Source organism: Streptomyces ruber (genome assembly GCF_014648075.1).
In the GTDB taxonomy this organism is placed as follows: domain Bacteria; phylum Actinomycetota; class Actinomycetes; order Streptomycetales; family Streptomycetaceae; genus Streptomyces; species Streptomyces ruber.
Window position 1 is genome coordinate 648225 of record NZ_BMQK01000002.1, and the last position, 22308, is coordinate 670532.

Sequence of the window (22308 nt, forward strand, 5' to 3'; positions counted from 1 at the left end):
GCGTTGTCGTACCCTCCGGGTAGGTTGGGACGCATGCGCATCGCGACCTGGAACGTCAACTCGATCACCGCCCGTCTGCCCAGGCTGCTGGCCTGGCTGGAGAGCAGCGGCACGGACGTGCTGTGCCTCCAGGAGGCCAAGATCGCCGAGGAGAAGTTCCCGTTCGGTGAGCTGCGCGAGCTGGGCTACGAGGCGGCGGTCAACGCGACCGGCCGGTGGAACGGCGTGGCGGTGCTCTCCCGCGTCGGCCTCGAGGACGTGGTCAGGGGGCTGCCCGGCGACCCGGGTTACGAGGGCGCCGAGGAGCCCCGCGCCGTCTCCGCGACCTGCGGCCCGGTCCGCGTCTGGTCGGTGTACGTGCCGAACGGCCGTGAGGTGGGCCACCCCCACTACGCGTACAAGATCCAGTGGTTCGAGGCGCTGCGGGCCGCCGTCGCGGGCGACGCGACGGGCAGCCGCCCGTTCGCGGTGATGGGCGACTACAACGTGGCGCCGACGGACGACGACGTCTTCGACCGGGCGGCCTTCGAGGGCTCCACCCACGTCACCGAGGCGGAGCGCGCCGCCCTCGCCGCCCTGCGCGAGGCGGGCCTGACGGACGTCGTCCCCCGCCCCCTCAAGTACGACCACCCCTACACGTACTGGGACTACCGCCAGCTGGCCTTCCCGAAGAACCGGGGCATGCGCATCGACCTGGTGTACGGCAACGAGCCGTTCGCGAAGGCCGTCACGGACGCCTACGTGGACCGCGAGGAGCGCAAGGGCAAGGGGGCGTCCGACCACGCGCCGGTCGTGGTGGACCTGGACGTGTAGCCGTACAGCCGCTGCCGAGGAGGCGGGCGGCCCCCTCGGCGGCGCTCCTCACCCCCGCAGCATCCGCAGGTCCACCGACTCCGCCAGGGCCGCCAGCCCCGCGTCACCCGGGTGCAGATGGTCCCCGCTGTCGTACGCCGGGAGGATGCGCGACGGGTGAGCGGGATCACGGATCACCGCGTCGAAGTCGAGCACACCGTCGAACGCGGCCGCGCCCCGGCCCCGCAGCCACGCGTTCACCTCCTGGCGCTCGGTGTCGGCGGCCGCCGTGCAGCGCGCCTCGCCCTCGCACGGCACGATCGTCGCCGCCAGCACCCGCAGTCCCCGCGCGTGGCTCCGCGCGGCGATCTCCCGCAGCCCGGCGATCACCTGCTCCGACGTGGCACCCCAGCGGACGTCGTTGACGCCCAGGAAGACGACGGCGGTCCGGGCGGAGGTCTGCGCGAGGACGTCACGGTCCAGGCGGTGCAGGGCGTCGACCCCGCCCGTCTCGGTCGAGACCCCGTCGCCCGGGTAACGGTCGCCGACCACGCGGTTCGCGGAGATGCCGTGGTTGAGCACCCCGTAGCGGGGGACCGCGCGCTGCGCCCGCAGCCGGTCGGCGAGCACGTCGGGCCAGCGCCGGTTCGCGCCCGGCGTGGACTTCTCGCCGTCCGTGATCGAGTCCCCGAGGAGCACGACGGAGCCCGGCCCGCCGCCCACGTCGACCCCGGTCAGGAACGGCCACGAGGTGATCGTCGAGGTGTACGCGGCGGCCGAGCCGTCCCGCGCGTGGTCGCCCGGTCCGCTGACGTACGAGGTCTGCATCGCCAGCCGGTGCGTGGGCGCGGCCGTGACCGTCCCCGGCAGATGGAAGCTCACCAGCAGATCGCTGTCCCGTGGCACGTCGAAGGCCAGCGGATCGCTGTACGCCTGCGCTCCCGCCGGGATCTCGGTGCTCCCGGCGCCCCGGAACGACAGCGGCACCGGGGCGCCCCGCGAGCTCGCGCCCTCGGCGCGCACGGCGACCGTCGCACTCCCGATGCGCACCGGGGCGCCGGCGAAGGTGTTGTCGAGCCGGATCCGCACTCGGGGCCCGCCCGCCGAGGTGTGCACCACGAGCCGCAGCGTGCGGTCCGTCCACGGCCCGACGGACTGGTAGCCGGAGGTGGCGGCCGACCAGGTGCCGGTCCAGCCGTGCGCCGCGGGCCGTACCGCGAGGTCGAAGACGTGCAGGTCACGGTTGCGCGGCAGGGACACCGACGCCACCTCGCGCCCGCGTGCGACCGGCACGGTCACCACGTACAGCCGGGCCTTCTCGACCGCCTGGCCGTCCGGGCCGTTGACGTGCGGCAGCGCGACCGCCTTGGTGGCGAGCGGGCCGGTGCGCCAGTCCGGCGCGGTCAGCCGGTAGACGGAGCGCGTGCCGTCGGCGTACCGGACCGTGCCCCTGCCGCTCGCGGGGGCACCGCCCGTGCCCGCGACGAGGAAGGCCAGGGCGTCGCCCCGGCCGCGTACGCGTACGGACTGCCCGTCGGCGCGGGCGTTGTCCGGCTCGCCCGCCTTCCGGGCGGGCCAGTTCAGCCGGGCGCCCTGCACGGTCAGGTCCCGCCCGGGGGTCCAGCCCGCGGCCGCCAGGTCCTGGGCGGACAGGGAGCCGCCCGAGCCGTCGAAGTCCGCCTCGCCCGGGTGGTCGTCGTCGCTGACGGCCCGGTTGTCGAAGTGCCGCTCCAGCGGCAGCGGCCGGGCCTCCGCCGTCTCGGCCCGCGCGGTCGCCACCGGCGCGGTCGCCGCCAGCAGGCCGAGCACGAGCGCCGTACCCCACACACGTCTGAGCACTTCCGGCCCCTCTCCCACGATCACGCCCATGACCTCTGAGATGACAGGTGCGCCCCGAAACTAAGGAGTCGTCAGAAATCCGTCAACGAGGCGTGCTCGAACCCGGCGCGAATCCCGCGCGAACGCTCCGTCGCCGTCACGACACGCACGGTCCCGCGCGCCTGTGGTGCGGGGGGTGGTCCGGATGACACGCTGGCCGTATGAACATCTCTTTCCTGGGCAACTGGCGCAAGAAGCGCGGTCCCGCCCTCGGTGTCGCGGTGTTCTCCGGGCGGGCCGCCGAGCACGCGGGGCTCGCGGACCTCCTCGCCGAGTGCGAGCTGCTGCGCGCGCAGGCGAACCGGGCGGGCGTCGAACTCGACGACAGCGCCGCCTCGTTGGAGGCGGTGGACCAGCTCGTGCCGCGCTGGCGGGACGACGAGGAACTGCTGTCCTGGCTCGGCAACGACGCGGGGCTCTACCTGGGGACGGTCGTGGTCCGCACGGTCCCCGGCGCCGGCTGGGCGCTCCGGTCCGGCGGCCAGCCGGTCGTACGGCTCGCCTCCGGCCGCGAGATCGACGTGGTCGCCGCCGGACACGAGTGGGCGGTCAGCGGAGTTCCCGAGCTCTCCTGGGTGTACGCCGAGGTGGCGGAGGGGTAGTGGGCGGCGGCCGGCCCGCGCGCCCGGTCGAACACCCCTCCGTCCCGCCGCCGGGACGTCGACTACGATGAGCCGTTCAGCCCTGTGCGGGCCGGGACCCTGGTGAGCGCCCCGGCCGTGCCAGGGCGTCGCTGCCCGGTGGGGTTCCCGGCGGTCCGGAGGCCGTGGGGGAGAGCAGCGGCTCACAGGGCCAGGCCCGCCCGGCGGCAGCCGGAGATCACTGCTCGCGCAGCGGTACCGCCACATAGGAGGGATCGCTCTGCGGCGAGGAGAAGGTCAGCTGCGCGCCGGTCGGGTTGTGCTCGATGTAGAGCGGGTCGACCGTGTCGACGACGAGGGCGAGCCGGTGCCCGGCCGGGACGTCGTAGGCCGTGGAGAACAACTCCAGGTCCACGCCGAACGGCCGGCCCGGCGTCCGCCCGTGGAAGGTGTACGGCGCGCTGGTGACCAGCTTGCCGAGGCCGAGCGGCCCCACGTCGTACAGGTAGGCGACGAGGGTGCCGCTCGACTCGGTGCTCGTGAGCGTGGTGTGCAGCCGGGGCGTGCCGCGCACCTGCTGGACCGTCGCACGGCGCTCCGACTGCCACACGGCGGCGTGACGCCGCGGCAGCAACGGGATCGACGCCGTCGGGGGCAGCTTGACCAGCTGGTCGAGGAGGCTGGAGAGGAAGATGACCCCGCCGTCGGCGCCCGAGTTGACGTTCGCGTCGATCGTCGTGGTGCCGGCCAGGTCGATCTTCCGGCTGGTCGCGCCGACGGACTTCCAGTCCGCGTAACCCTCCCAGGCGCCCGTGGAACGGGACTTCAGCCGGACCGGCTGCTCGCGGCCGACGCCGTTGTCCTCGCCCTTGAGGTGGAAGTCCAGCCAGCGTTCGGTGTCGGTCCACACGTCGTTGGGCAGGCCGAGCAGCCCGGTCGCCTCGGCGGTGGCGTGGTCGCCGGGGCGCAGCGCGAGTCTCTTCGGGCCGGTCAGTTCCTCGTAGAAGTCGGCGTACTGGTTGGGCGGGAAGAGGGAGTCGCCCCAGGCGTTGGCCAGCATGACCGCCGTGCCGTGGGCGTTGATGCGGTCGACGTAGGTGGCGGGGGAGCGCTTCGCGCCCCAGTCGAGCATCTCCTGCTCCTTGGCCAGGTCCGAGGAGAGGAAGCCGTCGAGTATGCCCTGGAGTTCGGCGCTCGGCCGGCCCGTGAGCTGCGCGGAGCCGCCCAGCAGGGCGGCCGCCTGGGAGTGCTGGGTGCGGCCGGAGTAGATCGAGTCGATGAGGTCGGCCCAGCCGCTGAGCGCGGCGACGGCCTTGACACGGCTGTCGTGCGCGGCGGTGAGCAGGCTGATCCCGGCACCGTACGAGACACCCGCCATCCCCACCTTCCCCGCGTCGGCCGGGGTGTTGGCGAGCGCCCAGTCGATCACCTTGGAGGCGTCGGCGATGTCGGGCGGGCCGGCCACCTCGATGAACCCGCCGGACTGCCAGAAGCCGCGCACGTTGTAGCCGACCACGACGTAGCCGTCGGCGGCGAGCCGCCGCGCCTGGGCCAGGTACTCGATCTGGGGCAGGCCCCAGCTCGTCGGCAGCACGACGAGGGGGTAGTCGCGGGAGTTGTCGGCGCCGGGCGGTGTGACGACGTTGGCCTTGAGGACCGTGCCGCCGTCGCCGGTGATGTCGACGAAGCGGACGGCGGAGGCGGCGGGCACGGCGGTCTGGGCGGCCCGGGCGGCCGGGGCCAGGCCGGCGATCGTCCCGGCGACCAGGGCCGCCGAGACGGCACCGACGGCGGACGTGCGCAGGGCGTTGCGGCCGTCGCGGCCGCTGACACCAGGTCCCACGGGTCACTCCTCACTCGTGTCAGTGCAAAGTGACCAGAAGGTAACCGTGGCTCCTTACCGCAGGTAACCCGTCGGTAAGTTACGTGCGGGTAACGATTGTTGAGGTGTGAACGACGCGCGTGGTCAGGAAGGGGATGCCGGTGTCCGGGCCGGCGGGGTCGTCGCGGCCCGGGTCACATCGGCCACCAGTTCGACCACGTCCGGTCCGTACGCCTGCGAGTTGACCACCTTCAGCAGCAGGACGAAGGTGCCGGTGCCGTGCTTGCGGGCGAGCTGTTCGTGGTGGCGGGCGAGGTAGCGGGTCGCGGCCTGGTTGGTGATGGCGCGCTGGCCGCAGAAGAGGAACACCGGCCGCGACCGGCCCGCGGCGATCCGGGCCAGCAGGACGTACTCCGTGACCCCGGCCTCCATGCGGTAGCGCTCGGTGCCTATCGTGAACGCCAGCCGGTCCGGGCCCGCTTCCCGGTCGGTGTTCACCTGGACACCCGGCAGCATGGCGCCCATGTGGGCCTGCATACGGCGGTTCGAGTCCGGTCCGCCCACGCAGAACTCGGTCCGCTCCCCGAAGCCCTGCCGCGCCATGTCCTGGGTGACGACGTCGGCGTGCGCCCCGCAGTCCTTGATGAGGGCGGAGAGCTCCAGCAGTGCGAACACGTCGTAGCGGTGGACCGCAAGGTCGGGGCTGCCGGCGTCGCGGTTGACCACGAGCAGCGACTCGGAGTGGCCGGGCAGCCCGAAGAACGCCTGTCTGCGACGGAGCCTGCGCTTCCACAGGTAGGTGCGGGCCATCCAGCCCAGCGAGGCGCTGATGCCCGCCGCGATCACTCCGAGGGCGATGTTGCGCACGTCGTCAGTCATGGGCGCGCATGCTAGCGGGCGGTGCCGTCCCCCTCGCCCGGTGACCCTGACGGGACCATGGCAAGCGGGTTACGCTGCGCGGACGCACGTCGACTGGAGGTACGGATGCAACGCCCTGTCGCACGCACACTCGCGGTACTGGCCGTCTCGGCCGCCGTGGTCTCGGTCGGTGCGGCCGCGCCGCCGCCGGCCGCCGGGCGCGGCGCGGAGAAGGAACCCGTGGCCGTCGGCCACGGCGGCGCGGTCTCCAGCGTGGACGCGGACGCCTCCGCCGTGGGCATCGAGGTCCTGCGCAAGGGCGGCAACGCCGTCGACGCGGCGGTCGCCACGGCCGCGGCCCTCGGCGTCACCGAGCCCTACTCGGCGGGCATCGGCGGAGGCGGCTACTTCGTCCACTACGACGCGAAGTCCCGTACGGTGCGGACGATCGACGGCCGGGAGACCGCGCCCCGGACCGCCGACGAGAACCTGTTCACGGAGGACGGCAAGGCGATCCCCTTCGCCGAGGCCGTCAGCAGCGGGCTGAGCGTCGGCACCCCCGGCACGCCCGCCACCTGGCAGGCGGCGCTGGACCGATGGGGGAGCCGGAGCCTCGGCACCCTGCTGAAGCCCGCCGAACGGCTCGCCCGGGACGGGTTCACCGTCGACGAGACGTTCCGCTCGCAGACCGCGTCCAACGAGGCCCGCTTCCGGTACTTCCCCGACACGGCCGAGCTGTTCCTGCCGGGCGGCGAGCTGCCGGTGGTCGGCTCCACCTTCAAGAACCCGGACCTGGCCCGTACGTACGCGGAACTGGCGCGCAAGGGCGTCGGCACCCTGTACCGGGGCGGACTGGCCGAGGACATCGTCGACACCGTCAACAAGCCGCCCGTGGACCCGGACTCCGGGTACGAGGCGCGCCCCGGCGACCTGTCGGCGAAGGACCTGGCGACGTACCGCGTCGAGCACCAGGCACCGACGAAGACCTCGTACCGCGGCCTGGACGTCTACTCCATGGCGCCCTCGTCCTCCGGCGGCACGACGGTCGGCCAGGCGCTCAACATGCTGGAGCGCACGGACCTGTCGAAGGCGAGCGAGGCCCAGTACCTGCACCGCTTCATCGAGGCGAGCCGGATCGCCTTCGCCGACCGGGGGCGCTGGGTGGGCGACCCCGCCTTCGAGGACGTGCCCACGAAGGAGCTGCTGTCGCAGCGGTACGCCGACGCGCGGGAGTGCCTGATCAAGGACGACGCCGTGCTCACCAGCCCGGTGGCACCCGGCGACCCGCGGCACCCGGGCCGCTGCTCGACCGGGGGCACGCCCGCCCCGACGACGTACGAGGGCGACAGCACCACCCACCTCACGGTCGCCGACAAGTGGGGCAACGTCGTCTCGTACACCCTCACCATCGAGCAGACCGGCGGCAGCGGCATCACCGTCCCCGGGCGCGGCTTCCTCCTCAACAACGAGCTGACCGACTTCTCCTTCACCCCGGCGAACCCGGCCGTCCACGACCCGAACCTGCCGGGTCCGGGCAAGCGGCCCCGCTCCTCGATGTCGCCGACGATCGTGCTGGACAAGCACGACCGGCCGGTGGTGGCACTCGGCTCGCCGGGCGGCGCGACCATCATCACCACCGTGCTGCAGACGCTGACCGGCTTCCTCGACCGAGGGCTGCCGCTGGTCGACGCGATCGCCGCACCGCGCGCCAGCCAGCGCAACGCGGCCACCACCGAACTCGAACCCGGCCTGTGGAACAGCCCGCTGAAGGGTGAGCTGGAGGCCGTCGGCCACGTCTTCAAGGAGAACCCGGAGATCGGCGCGACGGTCGGCGTCCAGCGCCTGCCGAACGGCAAGTGGCTGGCCGCGGCGGAGACGGTACGGCGCGGGGGTGGCTCCGCGATGGTGGTACGGCCGGAACGGTAGGTGTGACGGCGGTGCCGCCGTCGGCCGGGCGGTGGCACCGTGGAACGGTTCGCCCCTGGGCGGCGCCACCGTGGGGGCCGTCGCCGGTTGGCAGGTGCCCTGCCGGTGCCGCCCGGACCGGAACCGGCCCCGATCCGGCCCGTGACCAGGCTCCGGCCTGTTGGCGGTGCCGGGGGGCGCCCCGCTCAGCGGTGACCCGGCACCGGTGCCGGGCGATCGTAAGCGCCCCGGCGGGTGCCGCCGTGGGGGCCGTCGGCGGGTGGCTGGGGCCGTCTCGGTGCCGGCCGGGCGGGTCTCCGCTCAGCCGTGACCCGGCCCCGGCTGAGCCGCCCCCGCCGGGGGAGTGGTGCGGAACGTCAGGCGGTCGTCCTCGACGTCCGCCTCCACCCGGCTGCCGGGGGCGAGACGGCCGTCCAGGAGCAGCAGCGACAAGGGGTTGTCGACCTCCCGCTGGATGGTGCGGCGCAGCGGGCGGGCGCCGTACTCGGGCTGGTGGCCGCGGCGGGCCAGCCAGTCGACGGCCTGCTCGGTGAGGTCGATGGTGACGTCCTGGGCGTGCAGCCGGCGCCGGGTCCGTTCCAGGAGCAGGTCGGTGATGCGCCGCAGCTGCTCCGCGGTGAGCTGCCGGAAGACCACGATCTCGTCGATGCGGTTGAGGAACTCGGGCCGGAAGTGCTCCCGCAGCGGGCGCAGGGTCCGCTCCCGGCGCGCCTCCTCGTCCGCCTCCTCGCCGCCCGCGGCGAAGCCCAGTCCCGCGCCGCGCCGGGTGACCGACTCGGAGCCGAGGTTGGACGTCATGACGATGACGGTGTGGGTGAAGTCCACGGTGCGGCCCTGGGAGTCGGTGAGCCGGCCGTCGTCGAGGACCTGGAGCAGGATGTTGAACACGTCCGGGTGCGCCTTCTCCACCTCGTCGAGGAGGAGCAGTGAGTACGGGTGGCGGCGCACCGTCTCGGTGAGCTGGCCGGCGTCCTCGTGGCCGACGTATCCGGGTGGCGCGCCGACCAGACGGCTGACGGTGTGCCGCTCCTGGTACTCGCTCATGTCCAGCCGCACCATCCGCTCCTCGCTGCCGAACAGCGCCTCCGCCAGCGCCCGGGCCAGCTCGGTCTTGCCGACCCCGGTCGGGCCGAGGAACAGGAAGCTGCCGATCGGCCGGTCGGGGCTCGCCAGGCCGGCCCGCGAGCGCAGCACCGCGTCGGCCACCGCGGCCACCGCCTCCTCCTGCCCGACGACCCGCTGGTGCAGATGCTCCCTGAGACCGAGCAGCCGCTGCTTCTCCTCCTGGGTGAGACTGCTGACCGGGATGCCGGTCTGCCGGGACACCACCTCGGCGATGTCCTCGGCGGTGACCTCCAGGTGCTGCCCGTCGTCCGCCCGCTCGTCGCGTCCGGAGGAGATCCGCTGCTGCAGTGTGCCGATGCGGTCACGGAGCCGGCCGGCCTCCTCGTACCGCTCGCCCTCGACCGCCAGGTCCTTGTCCCGGGTGAGCTGCTCGATCTCGCGCTCCATGGCCCGTACGTCCGAGCCCTTGGTGCGGGAGCGCAGCCGCACCCGGGCGCCCGCCTGGTCCACCAGGTCGATGGCCTTGTCCGGCAGCTGCCGGTCGGTGAGGTGGCGGTCGGAGAGGTCGACGGCGGCCACCAGCGCCTCGTCGGTGTAGCGGACCTGGTGGTGGGCCTCGTAGCGGTCGCGCAGCCCGCGCAGGATCTCCAGCGCGTCCGAGGTGGACGGCTCGGGCACCAGGATCGGCTGGAAGCGGCGGGCCAGCGCCGCGTCCTTCTCGATCCTGCGGTACTCCACCAGCGTCGTGGCGCCCACGATGTGCAGCTCGCCCCGTGCCAGCGCGGGCTTGAGGATGTTGCCCGCGTCCATCCCGCTGGTCTCGCCCGCCCCCGCGCCGACGACGGTGTGCATCTCGTCGATGAACACGATCAGCTCGCCGGAGTGCGCCCGGACCTCGTCGACGATCTTCGTCAGCCGTTCCTCGAAGTCGCCCCGGAAGCGGGTGCCGGAGACCACGCCGGCCAGGTCCAGCGCGACGACCCGGCGGCCGGCGAGGACGTCGGGCACGTCGTCGTCCGCGATCCGCTGGGCGAGGCCCTCCACGATCGCGGTCTTGCCGACGCCCGCCTCGCCGACCAGCACCGGGTTGTTCTTGCCGCGCCGGGACAGCACCTCGACGGTCTGCTCGATCTCCTCCTCGCGCCCGATGACCGGGTCGATACGGCCCTGCCGCGCCAGCTCGGTCAGATCGCGGCCGTACTTGTCCAGGGTCGGGGTGGAGGATTTCCGGCGCCGCTCGGAGCGGGGCCGCTCCTCGTCCGACGCCGACGGCTCCGGTGTCTCGGGCGGCAGCTTGGCGGGCGAGAACCGGGCGGCGTTCAGGATCGCCCCGGCGGCCGAGTCCGGGTTCGCGACCAGCGCGGTCAGCACGTGCTCGGGGCCGATGTGGCCGGAGCCGCCGGCCCGGGCGAGCTCGTGGGCGTCCAGCAGGGCCCGCTTGGCGGCCGGGGTCAGGGCGAGCGACGCGGGCGACGGCGCCCCGCCCTCCTGCGCGGGGTGGCCGGCCGGCCCGGCCCGCCCGTCTATCTGGCCGGCCAGGGAGTCGGGGTCCGCCCCGGCGCGGGCCAGCAGGCTCCGCGTGGGTTCGGAGCCCACCGCGGCCCGCAGCAGGTGCTGGGTGTCCAGGTCGGTGCTTCCGTGCTCGGCCGCGTACGTCGCCGCGTCCGCCACCAGCTGCCGCGCCTCCCGGCTCATCAGCCGTCCGATGTCGACGCGCTGGGGGCGCTGCCCGGCGAAGAAACGGGCGAGAAACGCCGAGAGCTCCGAGAAGGGATCCGAGTTGTAGCCCTGTGGACCGGTGTACCCGCTCGTCATGGCCTTCCGTTCCAGGTCGCCCGGGCCCGGGGCGGGGCCGGGGGCACCCTTGCCGATCGACGTGCTCGTTCCGCTCGCGGGTGCCCTGTCGTCACCCTGGTTACACCTGTCAGGACCCGCGCCCGGCTCGGATGCGGGTCCTCCGTCGCCACGGCGCCGTACGGACGCGCGGGCGGCACGAGGGCCGCCGTTCACGCGCGGGGCCGGCTGTACGGTGCGGCGGGGACAGTCGGGGCCGCCGTGCCCGTTGGACCCGCCGTGCCCGTCGGAGCCGCCGGACGCGTCTGGGGTCGCCGGGGCAGTCGGGGCCGTCGGGGCCGTCGGGGCCGTCGGACCCGCCGGCGTCGCCGGACCCGCCGGATCGGCCGGTTCGCCGGACGCGTCCGGAGCCGCCGGGACCGCCGGGGTCGCCGGGCCGTCGAATCCGCCGGTTCGCCGGACGCGTCCGGGGCCGTCGAATCCGCCGGGACCGCCGGGACCGCCGGGGCCGCCGGAGCTGCCGGACTCGCCGTGCCCGTCGGACCCACCGTGCCCGTCGGAGCCGTCGAAGCCGCCAGGACCGTCGGGGCCGTCGGACCCGCCGGAGTCGCCGGACCCGCCGGATCGCCGGACGCGTCCGGAGCCGTCGAGGCCGTCGAGGCCGTCGAGGCCGCCGGGGCCGCCGGGGCCGCCGTGCCCGCCGTGCCCGTCGGAGCCGCCAGGACCGCCGGGACCGCCAGGCCGTCGAATCCGCCGGATCGTCGGACGCGTCCGGGCCGCCGGGGCCGCCGGACCCGCCGGGCCGTCGAATCCGCCGGTTCGCCGGACGCGTCCGGACCCGCCGGGACCGCCGGTTCGCCGGACCCGCTGGAGCGCCGCCCCAGGTCCGCGGAACGCCGAGCCGGCCGTGTGCGATGCCGCCGAGGCGGTCGCCGGTCGCGGCCGGCCCCTCGCCGTTCCGGGGCGGTGGCGGCGGGGTGGTATTAGAATGGGTGGCATGGTGCGCACCCCTCTGACCCCCGAAGAGCACGAACGTGGCGAGCGGCTGGGGAGGACGCTGCGCGAAGCCCGTGGCGGCAGGAGCATGGCGGAGGTCGCCGCGGCCGCCGGGATCTCCGCGGAGACCCTGCGCAAGATCGAGACGGGCCGCGCCCCGACGCCGGCCTTCTTCACGGTGGCGGCCCTCGCCCGGGTGCTCGGGCTGTCGATGGACGAGCTCGCCGGACGGTGCGCCCTCGCCCCCGCCTGATCTCGTGCCCTCCGACCTCGCGTCGCACCGCTCCGAAAACTCGCTGTAGCCGCCCCGTAACACGGCTGGTGTTCCCTACCGGGTCGAAGTGTTCCGATCCGGCGGGAGTCGTGCGATGGCGGTCGATCAACTCGCGGTCGGCGTACGGGAGTTCGCGGGCTACCTGAACGGTCTGGTCGCCCGGCTCGACCCGGGCGGCGGCTGGTACGCGGTGTTCCGGCACCGGGACCCCGAGGGCATGCGTGCCTGCCTCGACGGCTGGGAGGTTCCTCCCTGGGACGTCGTGGAGGCGCTCCTCCACGACCTGGCCGGCGCGTACGGACCCGCCGCCGCGGCCCGGGAGACCGAGCGCGCCCGTTCCCTGCACAGAGCCTCGGTCGCCGCCCACGACCTCCGCCCCGGCGCCCGCGCCTCCCTCGGCGGCCACCTCGACGCCATGCTCCACGAGCAGCGCCGGGCCGCCGGGCGTACGGCCGAACTGGGGCGCCTGCTGGAGTCGGCCGCCACCCGGGAGGAGGCCGAGGTCCTTCGCGTGAAGCTGGCCTGGGCCCAGGACGACCACGCACGCGCCACGGCGCGCTGTGCCGAGCTGCGCGCGCGCCTGGAAGACCTCGACCGCCGCGCGGCCCCCGAGGGGCGCTCCGGGGGTGGTGACGTCGCCCCCACGCCGGTGCCCGCGCCCGCGCCCGCACCTTCCGCAAGCAACCGCCCCGAGCCCGAGCCCAGGCCCAGGCGGCGACCCCGCGGCAGCGCGCGCTTCGCCGGGATGATGAACGTCTTGGACGCCACAGCCGCCACAGCCGCCGCCGAGGAGGCGGAGGCGGCCCCGGCGGCCGCCGCCCCCGCCGTGACCCCGCCCGGGGCCCGTGCCCCTCGCGGCGCCCGGTTCGCGGGCGCCACCCAGGAGCCGGTGCGGCCCGCCCGTCCGCCGGAGCCCCGGCAGCCGTCGCCCCTGGACGACGAGGCGCGTCACGAGATCGACGGGACCGTCGGGACCCTGCTCGCCCTGCGCCGTGGGGGCCGCGGCGGCGAGGCGCACGCGCTGCTCGCCGAGCTCGCGCACTGGCCCGCCGCCCGCTTCCCGCCGCTCGCCGCCGCGCTGCACCGCGCGGGCCTCGGGGCCGACTGGGCGACCCTGCTGTGGGAGGCGGCGTCGCTGCCCGCCGGCCGGCTGGCCGCCGTCGCGGACGCCCTGGCCGGGGCGGGCCGTGGCGCGGACGGGGAGCGGCTGCTGCGGCAGGGGGTCGCCCGCCCGGCCGGGGAGATCGGGGACGCCGTGCTCGGGCTCGCCGACGAGGGGCGCGGGAGGGAGGCGCGTGCGCTGCTGGACGCGTACGTACGTGCCCGGCCGCCCGAGGAGACGGCGCGCAGCGCGGCGGCCGATCCCCGGCGCCTCGTACCCCTGCTCCTGGAAGCGGCAAGCGAGGTGTCGGAGCCGTACCGCCGTCACCTCGTGCACGCCCTCCGGGTCACCGGCCTCACGGCGTGACGCGCGCGGTCACCCGGAGGGGTGCGAAACGTGATCGACTCCGAAGGTTGACGGCGCCGGTCTTGCCCCGCCCGTCGGCGAGGCTTACGTTCGAGCCTCTACCGCCTGTGTCTACGGGCGTAGAGGCTCTCTGACGCCTCGTCGAAGGAGCAGCTCAATGGCCGACGTCGTACGCGCCGCCCTGGTCCAGGCGACCTGGACCGGCGACACGGAGTCCATGATCGCCAAACATGAGAAGCACGCCCGCGAGGCCGCCCGGCAGGGCGCCCGGGTCATCGGCTTCCAAGAGGTGTTCAACGCCCCCTACTTCTGCCAGGTCCAGGAGCCCGAGCACCACCGCTGGGCCGAACCCGTGCCGGACGGCCCGACCGTCAGCCGCATGCGGGACCTGGCGCGCGAGACCGGCATGGTGATCGTCGTGCCGGTCTTCGAGGTGGAGGGCGACGGTTTCTACTACAACACCGCGGCCGTGATCGACGCGGACGGCACCTACCTCGGCAAGTACCGCAAGCACCACATCCCGCAGGTGAAGGGCTTCTGGGAGAAGTACTACTTCAAGCCGGGGAACCTCGGCTGGCCCGTCTTCGACACCGCCGTCGGCAAGGTCGGCGTCTACATCTGCTACGACCGCCACTTCCCGGAGGGCTGGCGGCAGCTCGGCCTGAACGGCGCCCAGCTGGTCTACAACCCGTCCGCCACCTCCCGCGGTCTCTCCGCCCACCTGTGGCGGCTGGAGCAGCCCGCGGCCGCCGTCGCGAACCTGTACTACGTGGCGGCGATCAACCGCGTGGGCCGGGAGGAGTACGGGGACAACGACTTCTACGGCACCAGCTACTTCGTCGACCCGCGCGGACAGTTCGTGGGCGACGTCGCGAGCGACAAGGACGAGGAGCTCCTCGTCCGGGACCTCGACCTCGGCCTCGTCACGGAGACCCGGCAGCAGTGGGCGTTCTACCGCGACCGACGGCCCGACGCGTACGAAGGGCTGGTGCGGCCGTGACCGACGCCACGACGCCCGGGAACGCGACCGGCGGTCTGCTGGGCCGCCACCGGGCCGTCCTCCCCGACTGGCTCGCGCTCTACTACACCGACCCCGTCGAGATCACCCACGGCGAGGGCCGCCACGTCTGGGACGCCGCGGGCAACCGCTACCTCGACTTCTTCGGCGGCATCCTCACCACGATGACCGCGCACGCGCTGCCGGAGGTCACCAAGGCGGTCGCCGAGCAGGCCGGGCGCATCGTCCACTCGTCCACGCTCTACCTCAACCGGCCGATGGTCGAACTCGCCGAGCGCGTCGCCCAGTTGTCCGGCATCCCGGACGCCCGGGTCTTCTTCACCACCTCCGGCACCGAGGCCAACGACACCGCGCTGCTGCTGGCGACGACGTACCGCCGCAGCAACCAGATCCTGGCGATGCGCAACAGCTACCACGGCCGTTCCTTCAGCGCGGTCGGCGTCACCGGCAACAGGGGCTGGTCGCCCACCAGTCTGTCGCCCCTGCAGACGCTGTACGTCCACGGCGGCGTCCGCACCCGCGGCCCGTACGCGCACCTGGGCGACGCCGACTTCGTCGCGGCCTGTGTCGAGGACCTGAAGGACCTCCTCGGCCACACCCGCCCGCCGGCCGCGCTGATCGCCGAGCCGATCCAGGGCGTCGGCGGCTTCACCTCACCGCCGGACGGCCTGTACGCGGCCTTCCGCGAAGTCCTGGCGGAGCGCGGCGTCCTCTGGATCTCCGACGAGGTGCAGACCGGCTGGGGCCGCACCGGCGACCACTTCTGGGGCTGGCAGGCGCACGGGCGCAGCGGCCCCCCGGACATGCTCACCTTCGCCAAGGGCATCGGCAACGGCATGTCCGTCGGCGGTGTCGTCGCCCGAGCCGAGATCATGAACTGCCTGGACAGCAACTCGATCTCGACCTTCGGCGGTACCCAGATCACCATGGCCGCGGGCCTCGCCAACCTCACCTACCTGCTGGAGCACGACCTGCAGGGCAACGCCCGGCGCGTCGGCGGGCTGCTCATCGAACGGCTGCGGGCCGTCGCCGCGCGGGTCCCCGCCGTACGGGAGGTACGCGGCCGGGGCCTGATGATCGGCATCGAACTGGCCCGGCCCGGCACGGACGAGGCCGACCCGGACGCGGCGGCCGCCGTGCTCGAGGCGGCCCGCGCGGGCGGTCTGCTGATCGGCAAGGGCGGCGGCCACGACACCAGCGCCCTGCGGATCGCCCCGCCCCTCACGCTCACCGTCGCGGAGGCGGAGGAGGGCGCGGACATCCTGGAGGACGCCCTCCACAGCGTGTAGCCGCGGCCCGGCCGTCGCGTCCGGTACGCGACGGCCGGGCCGGCACCCCGCGAGCGCGGAACCGAAGAGGGAGCAGCAGCATGAGCCGTACCGTGATCCGCGGTGGTCTCGTCATCACCGCGTCCGACGAACTGCACGCCGACGTCCTGATCGAGGACGGCCGCATCGCCGCCCTCGCCGCGAGCGGCACCCCCGTCGCCGCGGCCTGGACGGCGGACCGCACCATCGACGCCACCGGCAGGTACGTGATCCCGGGCGGCGTCGACGCGCACACGCACATGGAGATGCCGTTCGGCGGGACCCTCGCGTCGGACACCTTCGAGACCGGCACCCGGGCCGCCGCCTGGGGCGGCACCACCACGATCGTCGACTTCGCGGTGCAGGGCGTCGGCCGCTCGCTCCGCGAGGGACTGGACACCTGGAACGCCAAGGCGGACGGCAGGTGCGCGATCGACTACGGCTTCCACATGATCGTCTCCGATGTGAACCAGGAGACGCTGAAGGAGATGGACCTCCTGGTGGAGGAGGGGGTCACGTCGTTCAAGCAGTTCATGGCGTATCCGGGGGTCTTCTACTCCGACGACGGGCAGATCCTGCGCGCCATGCAGCGCTCCGCCGACAACGGCGGCCTGATCATGATGCACGCGGAGAACGGCATCGCCATCGACGTCCTCGTGGAACAGGCGCTGGCCCGCGGCGAGACCGCTCCCCGCTTCCACGGCGAGGTCCGCAAGGCCCTGCTGGAGGCCGAGGCCACCCACCGCGCCGTCCGGCTCGCGCAGGTCGCGGGCGCCCCGCTGTACGTCGTGCACGTGTCGGCGGCGGAGGCGGTGGCGGAACTGGCCCGCGCGCGTGACGAGGGCCTGCCCGTCTTCGGCGAGACCTGCCCGCAGTACCTCTTCCTCTCCACGGACAACCTGGCGGAGCCGGACTTCGAGGGCGCCAAGTACGTCTGCTCCACCCCGCTGCGCCCGCGCGAGCACCAGGCGGCGCTGTGGAAAGCCCTGCACACCAACGACCTCCAGGTGGTCTCCACCGACCACTGCCCCTTCTGCTTCACCGGCCAGAAGGACCTGGGCCGCGGCGACTTCTCGAAGATTCCCAACGGTCTGCCGGGCGTCGAGAACCGCATGGACCTGCTGCACCAGGCCGTCGTCGACGGACACCTCTCGCGCCGCCGCTGGATCGAGATCGCCTGCGCGACCCCGGCCCGCATGTTCGGCCTGTACCCGAAGAAGGGCACCATCGCGCCGGGCACGGACGCCGACGTCGTGATCTACGACCCGCACGCCGAGCAGGTCCTGTCCGCCGCCACCCACCACATGAACGTCGACTACTCGGCGTACGAGGGCAGGCGGGTCACCGGCCGCGTCGAGACCGTCCTCTCGCGCGGCGAGTTCGTCGTCACGGACCGGGAGTTCACCGGGCGCGCCGGGCACGGCGTCTATACCCCCCGCTCCACCTGCCAGTACCTCGACTAGGAGGCGTGCCCATGGACTTCGGACTGGTGCTGCAGACCGACCCGCCGGCCTCGCGGGTCGTCGCCCTGATGCAGCGCGCCGAACGCAACGGCTTCACCCACGGCTGGACCTTCGACTCCGCCGTGCTGTGGCAGGAACCCTTCGTCATCCACAGCCAGATCCTGGCCAACACGCGGCGGCTGACGGTCGGCCCGATGGTCACCAACCCGGGCACCCGTGCCTGGGAGGTCACCGCCTCCACGTTCGCCACGCTCAACGACATGTTCGGCAACCGCACCGTCTGCGGGATCGGCCGCGGCGACTCGGCGATGCGCGTCGCCGGGCGCAAACCGAACACCCTGGCCCGCCTGAGCGAGGCCACGAAGGTGATCCGGGCGCTCGCCCGCGGCGAGGAGGCCGACCTCGGCGGCGGGACGGCCGTCCGCCTCCCGTGGGTGAAGTCCGGCGCCGAACTCCCGGTGTGGATGGCCGCGTACGGGCCCAGGGCGCTGAAACTGACCGGCGAGGAGGCCGACGGGTTCATCCTCCAGCTCGCCGACCTCTACCTGACCGAGTACATGGTCAAGGCCGTCAAGGACGCCGCCGTCGCCGCCGGACGCGACCCGTCGGAGGTGACCGTCTGCGTGGCCGCGCCGGCGTACGTCACCGAGGACGACTCGCCGGAGGCGCTCGCCCACGCGCGCGAGCAGTGCCGCTGGTTCGGCGGCATGGTCGGCAACCACGTCGCCGACCTGGTCGCCCGCTACGGTGCGGACTCCGCCGCCGTGCCGAAGGAGCTCACCGACTACATCGAGGCCCGGGAGGGCTACGACTACGCGCACCACGGGCGCAGCGGCAACCCGGACACCCGGTTCGTGCCGGACGAGATCGTCGACCGGTTCTGCGTCATCGGGCCGGTCGCGGCGCACATCGAGAAACTGACCGCGCTGCGCGAGCTGGGCGTGGACCAGTTCGCGGTGTACGACATGCACGACGCGCAGGAGGCCGTGATCGACCTGTACGGATCGCAGGTGATGCCCGTGGTCAACGGCTGACCCCGTATCCACCTCCTCAACGGCTGATCCCCCGCACCCGTGTCGACGCCACCCGCACGGCCTTTCCCGACGACCCACCGCATCGATTGGCCTGCCCATGACCGACACAGTCCCCCAGGGGCCGCCGACCCCCCAGACGACCGGCGCCGACGGCCGGGTGGAACTCGCCCCAGAGGCCTTCCCCGCCGACAGCCCCTTCGCCAACGAGGATCTGCGCCCCGTTCCCCTCGCCGAGCGCAAGTGGACCACGTACAACTTCGCGGCCCTGTGGATATCCATGGCCCACTGCATCCCCAGCTGGACCCTGGCCTCCGGCCTGGTCGCGATCGGCATGGACTGGAAGCAGGCGGTCTTCACCATCGCCCTGGCCAACGTCATCGTGCTGCTGCCGATGCTGGCCACCGGGCACGCGGGACCCAAGTACGGCATCCCCTTCCCCGTACTCGCCCGCGCCTCCTTCGGCCTGCGCGGCGCCAACGTCCCGGCGCTCCTTCGCGCGGCCGTGGCGTGCGGCTGGTTCGGCATCCAGACCTGGATCGGCGGCAGCGGCATCTTCGCCCTCGGCTCCAAAATCACCGGTGGCGAGTGGGAGAACGCCGGGCGGGTCGGGGGCCAGCCGTGGCCGCTGTGGCTGTGCTTCCTGCTCTTCTGGGCCGTGCAGATCGCGATCATCTGGCGCGGCATGAACTTCCTGCGGCACTTCGAGAACTGGGCCGCTCCCTTCGTGCTCGTGGGCGCCTTCGCGCTGCTGATCTGGATCGCGGTCCAGGCGGACGGCTTCGGCACACTGCTGTCGCAGCCCTCGGAGCTCGGCTGGGGCGCCGACTTCTGGCCGGTCTTCTTCCCGTCCCTCATGGGCATGATCGGCTTCTGGGCGACCCTGTCGCTGAACATCCCCGACTTCACCCGCTTCGGCGCCGGCCAGCGGGCGCAGGTATACGGACAATCGCTCGGCCTGCCCACCACCATGACGCTGTTCGCGCTCCTCGCCGTGCTGGTCACCTCGGGCTCCGAGGCGGTGTACGGCGAGGCGATATGGGACCCGGTGGAACTGTCCGCCCGGGCCGACAACGTCTTCGGCCTGCTGTTCGCGCTGGTGACCGTGCTGATGGCGACGGTCTCCACCAACATCGCGGCGAACGTCGTCTCACCCGCGTACGACCTCGCCAACCTGGCCCCAAAGCTCATCACCTTCCGCACCGGCGCGCTGATCACCGGGGTCATCGGCATCCTGATCTCCCCGTGGAAGCTGATCTCCACCCCCGAGTTCTACATATTCACCTGGCTGGGAGTGGTCGGCGGACTGCTCGGCACGGTCGCGGGCATCCTCATCGCCGACTACTGGATCGTCCGCCGCACGGTGCTCCACCTCGCGGACCTCTACACGCCGGGCGGCCGCTACTGGTACGCGGCCGGCTGGAACTGGCGGGCGGTGGTGTCGTTCCTGGTGGGCGGGGTGCTCGCGGTCGGCGGCTCGTACTCGACAGTGAACGCCGAGGAGGTGAGGTCGGGGCCCTTCCCGGCCGACGGGCTGATCCCGTTCCTCAAGCCGCTCGCCGACTACGGGTGGGCTGTGGGGCTGGGCGCGTCGCTTGTTCTGTACGTGGTGCTCATGGCGGGGCACGAGCGAACCTGAGCAGCGCCTGGCGGACCGGAGGTTGCCCCGCCAGGCTTCCCAGGGCGCTGCCAGGCGATTGCCCACCTTGATCGCACTCGCACTAACGTCATACGCGTATTACGATGCCGTCATGGCAAAGGCCCGGATCAGCATCAGCTTGGAGCAGGAACAATCCGAACGCATCAGGCAACATGCAGAACGAGCAGGAATGGATGTCTCGGCATATCTGGTGCATGCAGCGACGCGCCAGATGGCTGAGAGCGATGCCATAGAGGAACAGTTCGCCGAGGTGGACGCACTCATCGCCCGCGCGGAGCGGGCAGCGGACGGGCTGCCCGCCGAACCCGCTCCGGAGCCGACCGCGGCGCTGACGGAGCAGGAACGCCGCGAGGTCGAGGAGGCCCTGTCTCTCGTCCAGGGCCGGGACCGGCAAGGCCGTCGTCCGGGATACGCCGCGTGAGTGCACGGGTGCCGGTCTACGACACCGGCATGCTCATCGCCCTCGCCGACCGCAAGGCGAAGGCAGTGGCTCTTCATGAGGGACTGCGCACGGTCCCGCACCGGGCGCTGGTGCTCGGACCGGTCCTCGCCCAGGTGTGGCGCCCCCAGCCGGCGCTGGTGCACGCCCTGTCCGGCGTTCTGAAGGACTGCACGGTTCCGCAGGCACGTACGTCTGAGCCGCCCATGCGTGAGACGAAGGCGGGCCGTCCGGAGTGTCTGGCCTGTGCGACGGGTCCGGACCTCGCGGACTGGCGGCGCATCGGCACCGCTCTCGGGCAGGCCGCCCTGCCGGCGAAGAAGCGGCCGGACGCGGTGGACGCCTGGGTGACACTGGCGGCGGCCCGGCACGGCAGCGCGGTGATCTTCACCACCGATCCGGGAGACATCCATGCCTACCTGGGGGTCCTCGCGCCGACGGACGTGCACGTGGTCGCCGTCTGACGATCAACTGTCACGCGGGTTCGTCTGGCGTGCACGTTCGGGCCGAGGGTTCGCAGGCGCACTCGGCCCAGACCGTCTTGCCGCAGGGCGGGTACGGCTCGACGCCCCAGCGGCCGGCGAGGGCGGTGACCAGGGCAAGGCCGCGGCCGGACTCGGCATCCACAGGTGTCCCGCATTCGGCGGACGCCGACGGTAGGTGCTCGCCCCGGGCGTCGGTGACGGCGATACGAAGCAGGCCAGCCGTGGTGTTGAGGGTGAGGACGAGCCGAAAGTCGCGGCTCTTGACACGACCGTGCAGGGCGGCGTTGGCGGCGAGCTCGGCCACGATCTGCTCGGCGCGCTCGGTGACGTCGAGTGACACCGGCCACGCGCGGAGCTGCTGGACGGCGAGGAGACGGGCGAGCCGGGCTCCCTGACGGGTGGACGGCAGAAGCTGGGTGAACGTGTGTCTGGGAGCCGTGAGTTGGGGTGCGGTTGCGTGCATGAGACCACGGTGACGGGTGTGCGTGGGCGCGCTCCAGAGATGCGGGCCGTACGCTGTGTCAGCGTACGAGCGCATTCCGTAGGCGGTACGACGTCTCATGCGTCACGCTGGATGTCGTCGGGTGAGGGACGGCGAACAGCGCGGGTACGGGACCGGAGGTGGCCGCGGATGACCGACGGCGATGTGGTGGATGACGAGGACATGCCGGGCAGCCAGGCGGACCGGGAACCCGATCCCTCGGACAGCTTGCGGACGTTCGGGGCGGTCATGCAGGTATTGCGCGAGCACGCCGGGTACAGCAGAACCGAGTTCGCGAACCTGGTGAGCTTCTCCAAGCACACGGTGGAGTCGGTGGAACTGGGGCGGCGGATGCTGTTCGAGCGACCGACAGCGCCGTTCAGTTTCATCGTCGAAGAGCACGTCTTCCGGCGCCGGTTCGGGGACCCGGACCAGATGCGGGAGATGTTGGACCATGTGCTGGAGCTGAGCGCATCGCGGAACGTGACGCTTCAGGACGTGCCGTTGGAGGCTGGGTTGCATGCCTGCCTGGATGGGCCGGTGCAGTTGCTCGAGACTCCGAGAGGGCAACGGCTCGCGTACTCCGAGGGGCAGCGAAATGGTCGTCTGACCTCCGACGTGAAAGAGGTGAGCCTGCTCTGTCAGCGCTATGACACACTGCGCTCGCAGGCCCTGAACGCCAATGACTCGCGGGGTCTGCTTGAGCGACTCCGAGGAGAGCTATGAGCGCGAGGCCGGAACTGGCGTGGTTCAAGTCCAGCTACAGCGGCAGCTAGGGTGACAGCTGCGTGGAGGTCGCCATCACCGAACAGGCCGTGTGCGTACGGGACTCCAAGGATGTGTCGCGTCCTCACTTTGCTGTCGGTCGCGAGGAGTGAACGCAGTTCTTGGGGTTCTTGGCAGGAGGCATGAAAGGCGCGGGCGCCGAGCGATGTGCTGCGGGAGCGATGCTGGCCGATCCCGCAGCACG

General features: G+C 72.9%; 18 protein-coding genes and 1 pseudogene. 14 read left to right on the forward strand and 5 right to left on the reverse strand.

All coding sequences use genetic code 11. The features are described from left to right. Positions 1-33 precede the first annotated feature (33 nt). Entirely contained in the window at positions 34-813 is a 780-nt protein-coding gene (locus IEZ04_RS07350) for an exodeoxyribonuclease III (protein WP_189215862.1), read from the forward strand. A gap of 48 nt (positions 814-861) precedes the next feature. Here the strand turns inward: IEZ04_RS07350 and IEZ04_RS07355 are convergent, their stop codons facing one another. After that, a complete protein-coding gene (locus IEZ04_RS07355) occupies positions 862-2661 on the reverse strand; it encodes an SGNH/GDSL hydrolase family protein (RefSeq protein ID WP_189215863.1) in 1800 nt (599 codons plus the stop codon). A 170-nt stretch (positions 2662-2831) separates the two neighbouring features. On the opposite strand from IEZ04_RS07355, the gene IEZ04_RS07360 reads away from it, so the two are divergent. After that, a complete protein-coding gene (locus IEZ04_RS07360; RefSeq protein WP_189215864.1) occupies positions 2832-3272 on the forward strand; it encodes a DUF6278 family protein in 441 nt (146 codons plus the stop codon). Between the two features lie 217 nt (positions 3273-3489). Here the strand turns inward: IEZ04_RS07360 and IEZ04_RS07365 are convergent, their stop codons facing one another. Together IEZ04_RS07365 and IEZ04_RS07370 are read right to left on the reverse strand one after the other, a co-directional pair. After that, positions 3490-5094: an alpha/beta fold hydrolase gene (locus IEZ04_RS07365; RefSeq protein WP_189215865.1), complete on the reverse strand. Its 1605-nt coding sequence runs from the start codon at positions 5092-5094 to the stop codon at positions 3490-3492. A gap of 123 nt (positions 5095-5217) precedes the next feature. Further along, a complete protein-coding gene (locus IEZ04_RS07370; RefSeq protein WP_189215866.1) occupies positions 5218-5952 on the reverse strand; it encodes a hypothetical protein in 735 nt (244 codons plus the stop codon). Between the two features lie 105 nt (positions 5953-6057). On the opposite strand from IEZ04_RS07370, the gene ggt reads away from it, so the two are divergent. Further along, a complete protein-coding gene (ggt, locus tag IEZ04_RS07375) occupies positions 6058-7857 on the forward strand; it encodes a gamma-glutamyltransferase (RefSeq protein WP_189215867.1) in 1800 nt (599 codons plus the stop codon). A gap of 300 nt (positions 7858-8157) precedes the next feature. On the opposite strand, the gene IEZ04_RS07380 is transcribed toward ggt, so the two are convergent. Next, positions 8158-10737 carry an ATP-dependent Clp protease ATP-binding subunit gene (locus IEZ04_RS07380; protein WP_189215868.1) on the reverse strand — a complete coding sequence of 860 codons (2580 nt, stop codon included), beginning with the start codon at positions 10735-10737 and terminating at the stop codon, positions 8158-8160. A gap of 976 nt (positions 10738-11713) precedes the next feature. On the opposite strand from IEZ04_RS07380, the gene IEZ04_RS07385 reads away from it, so the two are divergent. The 9 genes from IEZ04_RS07385 (at position 11714) to IEZ04_RS07425 (ending at position 20836) form a co-directional block, all read left to right on the forward strand. Further along, positions 11714-11965, forward strand: coding sequence for a helix-turn-helix domain-containing protein (locus IEZ04_RS07385; RefSeq protein ID WP_189215869.1), 252 nt, complete (start codon positions 11714-11716; stop codon positions 11963-11965). 115 nt (positions 11966-12080) lie between these two features. Continuing rightward, positions 12081-13454: a hypothetical protein gene (locus tag IEZ04_RS07390; protein ID WP_189215870.1), complete on the forward strand. Its 1374-nt coding sequence runs from the start codon at positions 12081-12083 to the stop codon at positions 13452-13454. 157 nt (positions 13455-13611) lie between these two features. Then, a complete protein-coding gene (locus tag IEZ04_RS07395; RefSeq protein WP_189215871.1) occupies positions 13612-14454 on the forward strand; it encodes a nitrilase-related carbon-nitrogen hydrolase in 843 nt (280 codons plus the stop codon). Then, entirely contained in the window at positions 14451-15761 is a 1311-nt protein-coding gene (locus IEZ04_RS07400; protein ID WP_229820878.1) for an aspartate aminotransferase family protein, read from the forward strand. Before IEZ04_RS07395 ends, IEZ04_RS07400 begins: the two co-directional genes overlap by 4 nt. A gap of 80 nt (positions 15762-15841) precedes the next feature. Beyond that, positions 15842-17242 (forward strand): dihydropyrimidinase, encoded by a 1401-nt coding sequence (hydA, locus tag IEZ04_RS07405; RefSeq protein WP_189215872.1) that lies wholly within the window; start codon positions 15842-15844, stop codon positions 17240-17242. Between the two features lie 11 nt (positions 17243-17253). Further along, a complete protein-coding gene (locus IEZ04_RS07410; RefSeq protein ID WP_189215873.1) occupies positions 17254-18276 on the forward strand; it encodes a TIGR03842 family LLM class F420-dependent oxidoreductase in 1023 nt (340 codons plus the stop codon). Between the two features lie 97 nt (positions 18277-18373). Continuing rightward, positions 18374-19912: an NCS1 family nucleobase:cation symporter-1 gene (locus IEZ04_RS07415; protein ID WP_189215874.1), complete on the forward strand. Its 1539-nt coding sequence runs from the start codon at positions 18374-18376 to the stop codon at positions 19910-19912. A gap of 112 nt (positions 19913-20024) precedes the next feature. Then, on the forward strand, positions 20025-20354 hold the full coding sequence (locus tag IEZ04_RS07420; protein WP_189215875.1) for a plasmid mobilization protein: 330 nt from the start codon (positions 20025-20027) through the stop codon (positions 20352-20354). Next, positions 20351-20836 carry a PIN domain-containing protein gene (locus IEZ04_RS07425; RefSeq protein WP_189215876.1) on the forward strand — a complete coding sequence of 162 codons (486 nt, stop codon included), beginning with the start codon at positions 20351-20353 and terminating at the stop codon, positions 20834-20836. The genes IEZ04_RS07420 and IEZ04_RS07425 overlap by 4 nt, the downstream gene beginning before the upstream one ends. Positions 20837-20846: 10 nt before the next feature. Here IEZ04_RS07425 and IEZ04_RS07430 read toward each other — a convergent pair whose 3' ends face one another. Further along, positions 20847-21320, reverse strand: coding sequence for an ATP-binding protein (locus tag IEZ04_RS07430; RefSeq protein ID WP_189215877.1), 474 nt, complete (start codon positions 21318-21320; stop codon positions 20847-20849). A gap of 168 nt (positions 21321-21488) precedes the next feature. Between IEZ04_RS07430 and IEZ04_RS07435 the strand changes: the two genes are divergently transcribed. Continuing rightward, on the forward strand, positions 21489-22064 hold the full coding sequence (locus IEZ04_RS07435; RefSeq protein WP_189215878.1) for a helix-turn-helix domain-containing protein: 576 nt from the start codon (positions 21489-21491) through the stop codon (positions 22062-22064). Continuing rightward, positions 22061-22216 (forward strand): annotated as a pseudogene (locus tag IEZ04_RS07440) (DUF397 domain-containing protein). The gene IEZ04_RS07435 and the pseudogene IEZ04_RS07440 overlap by 4 nt, the downstream one beginning before the upstream one ends. Positions 22217-22308: the final 92 nt, after the last annotated feature.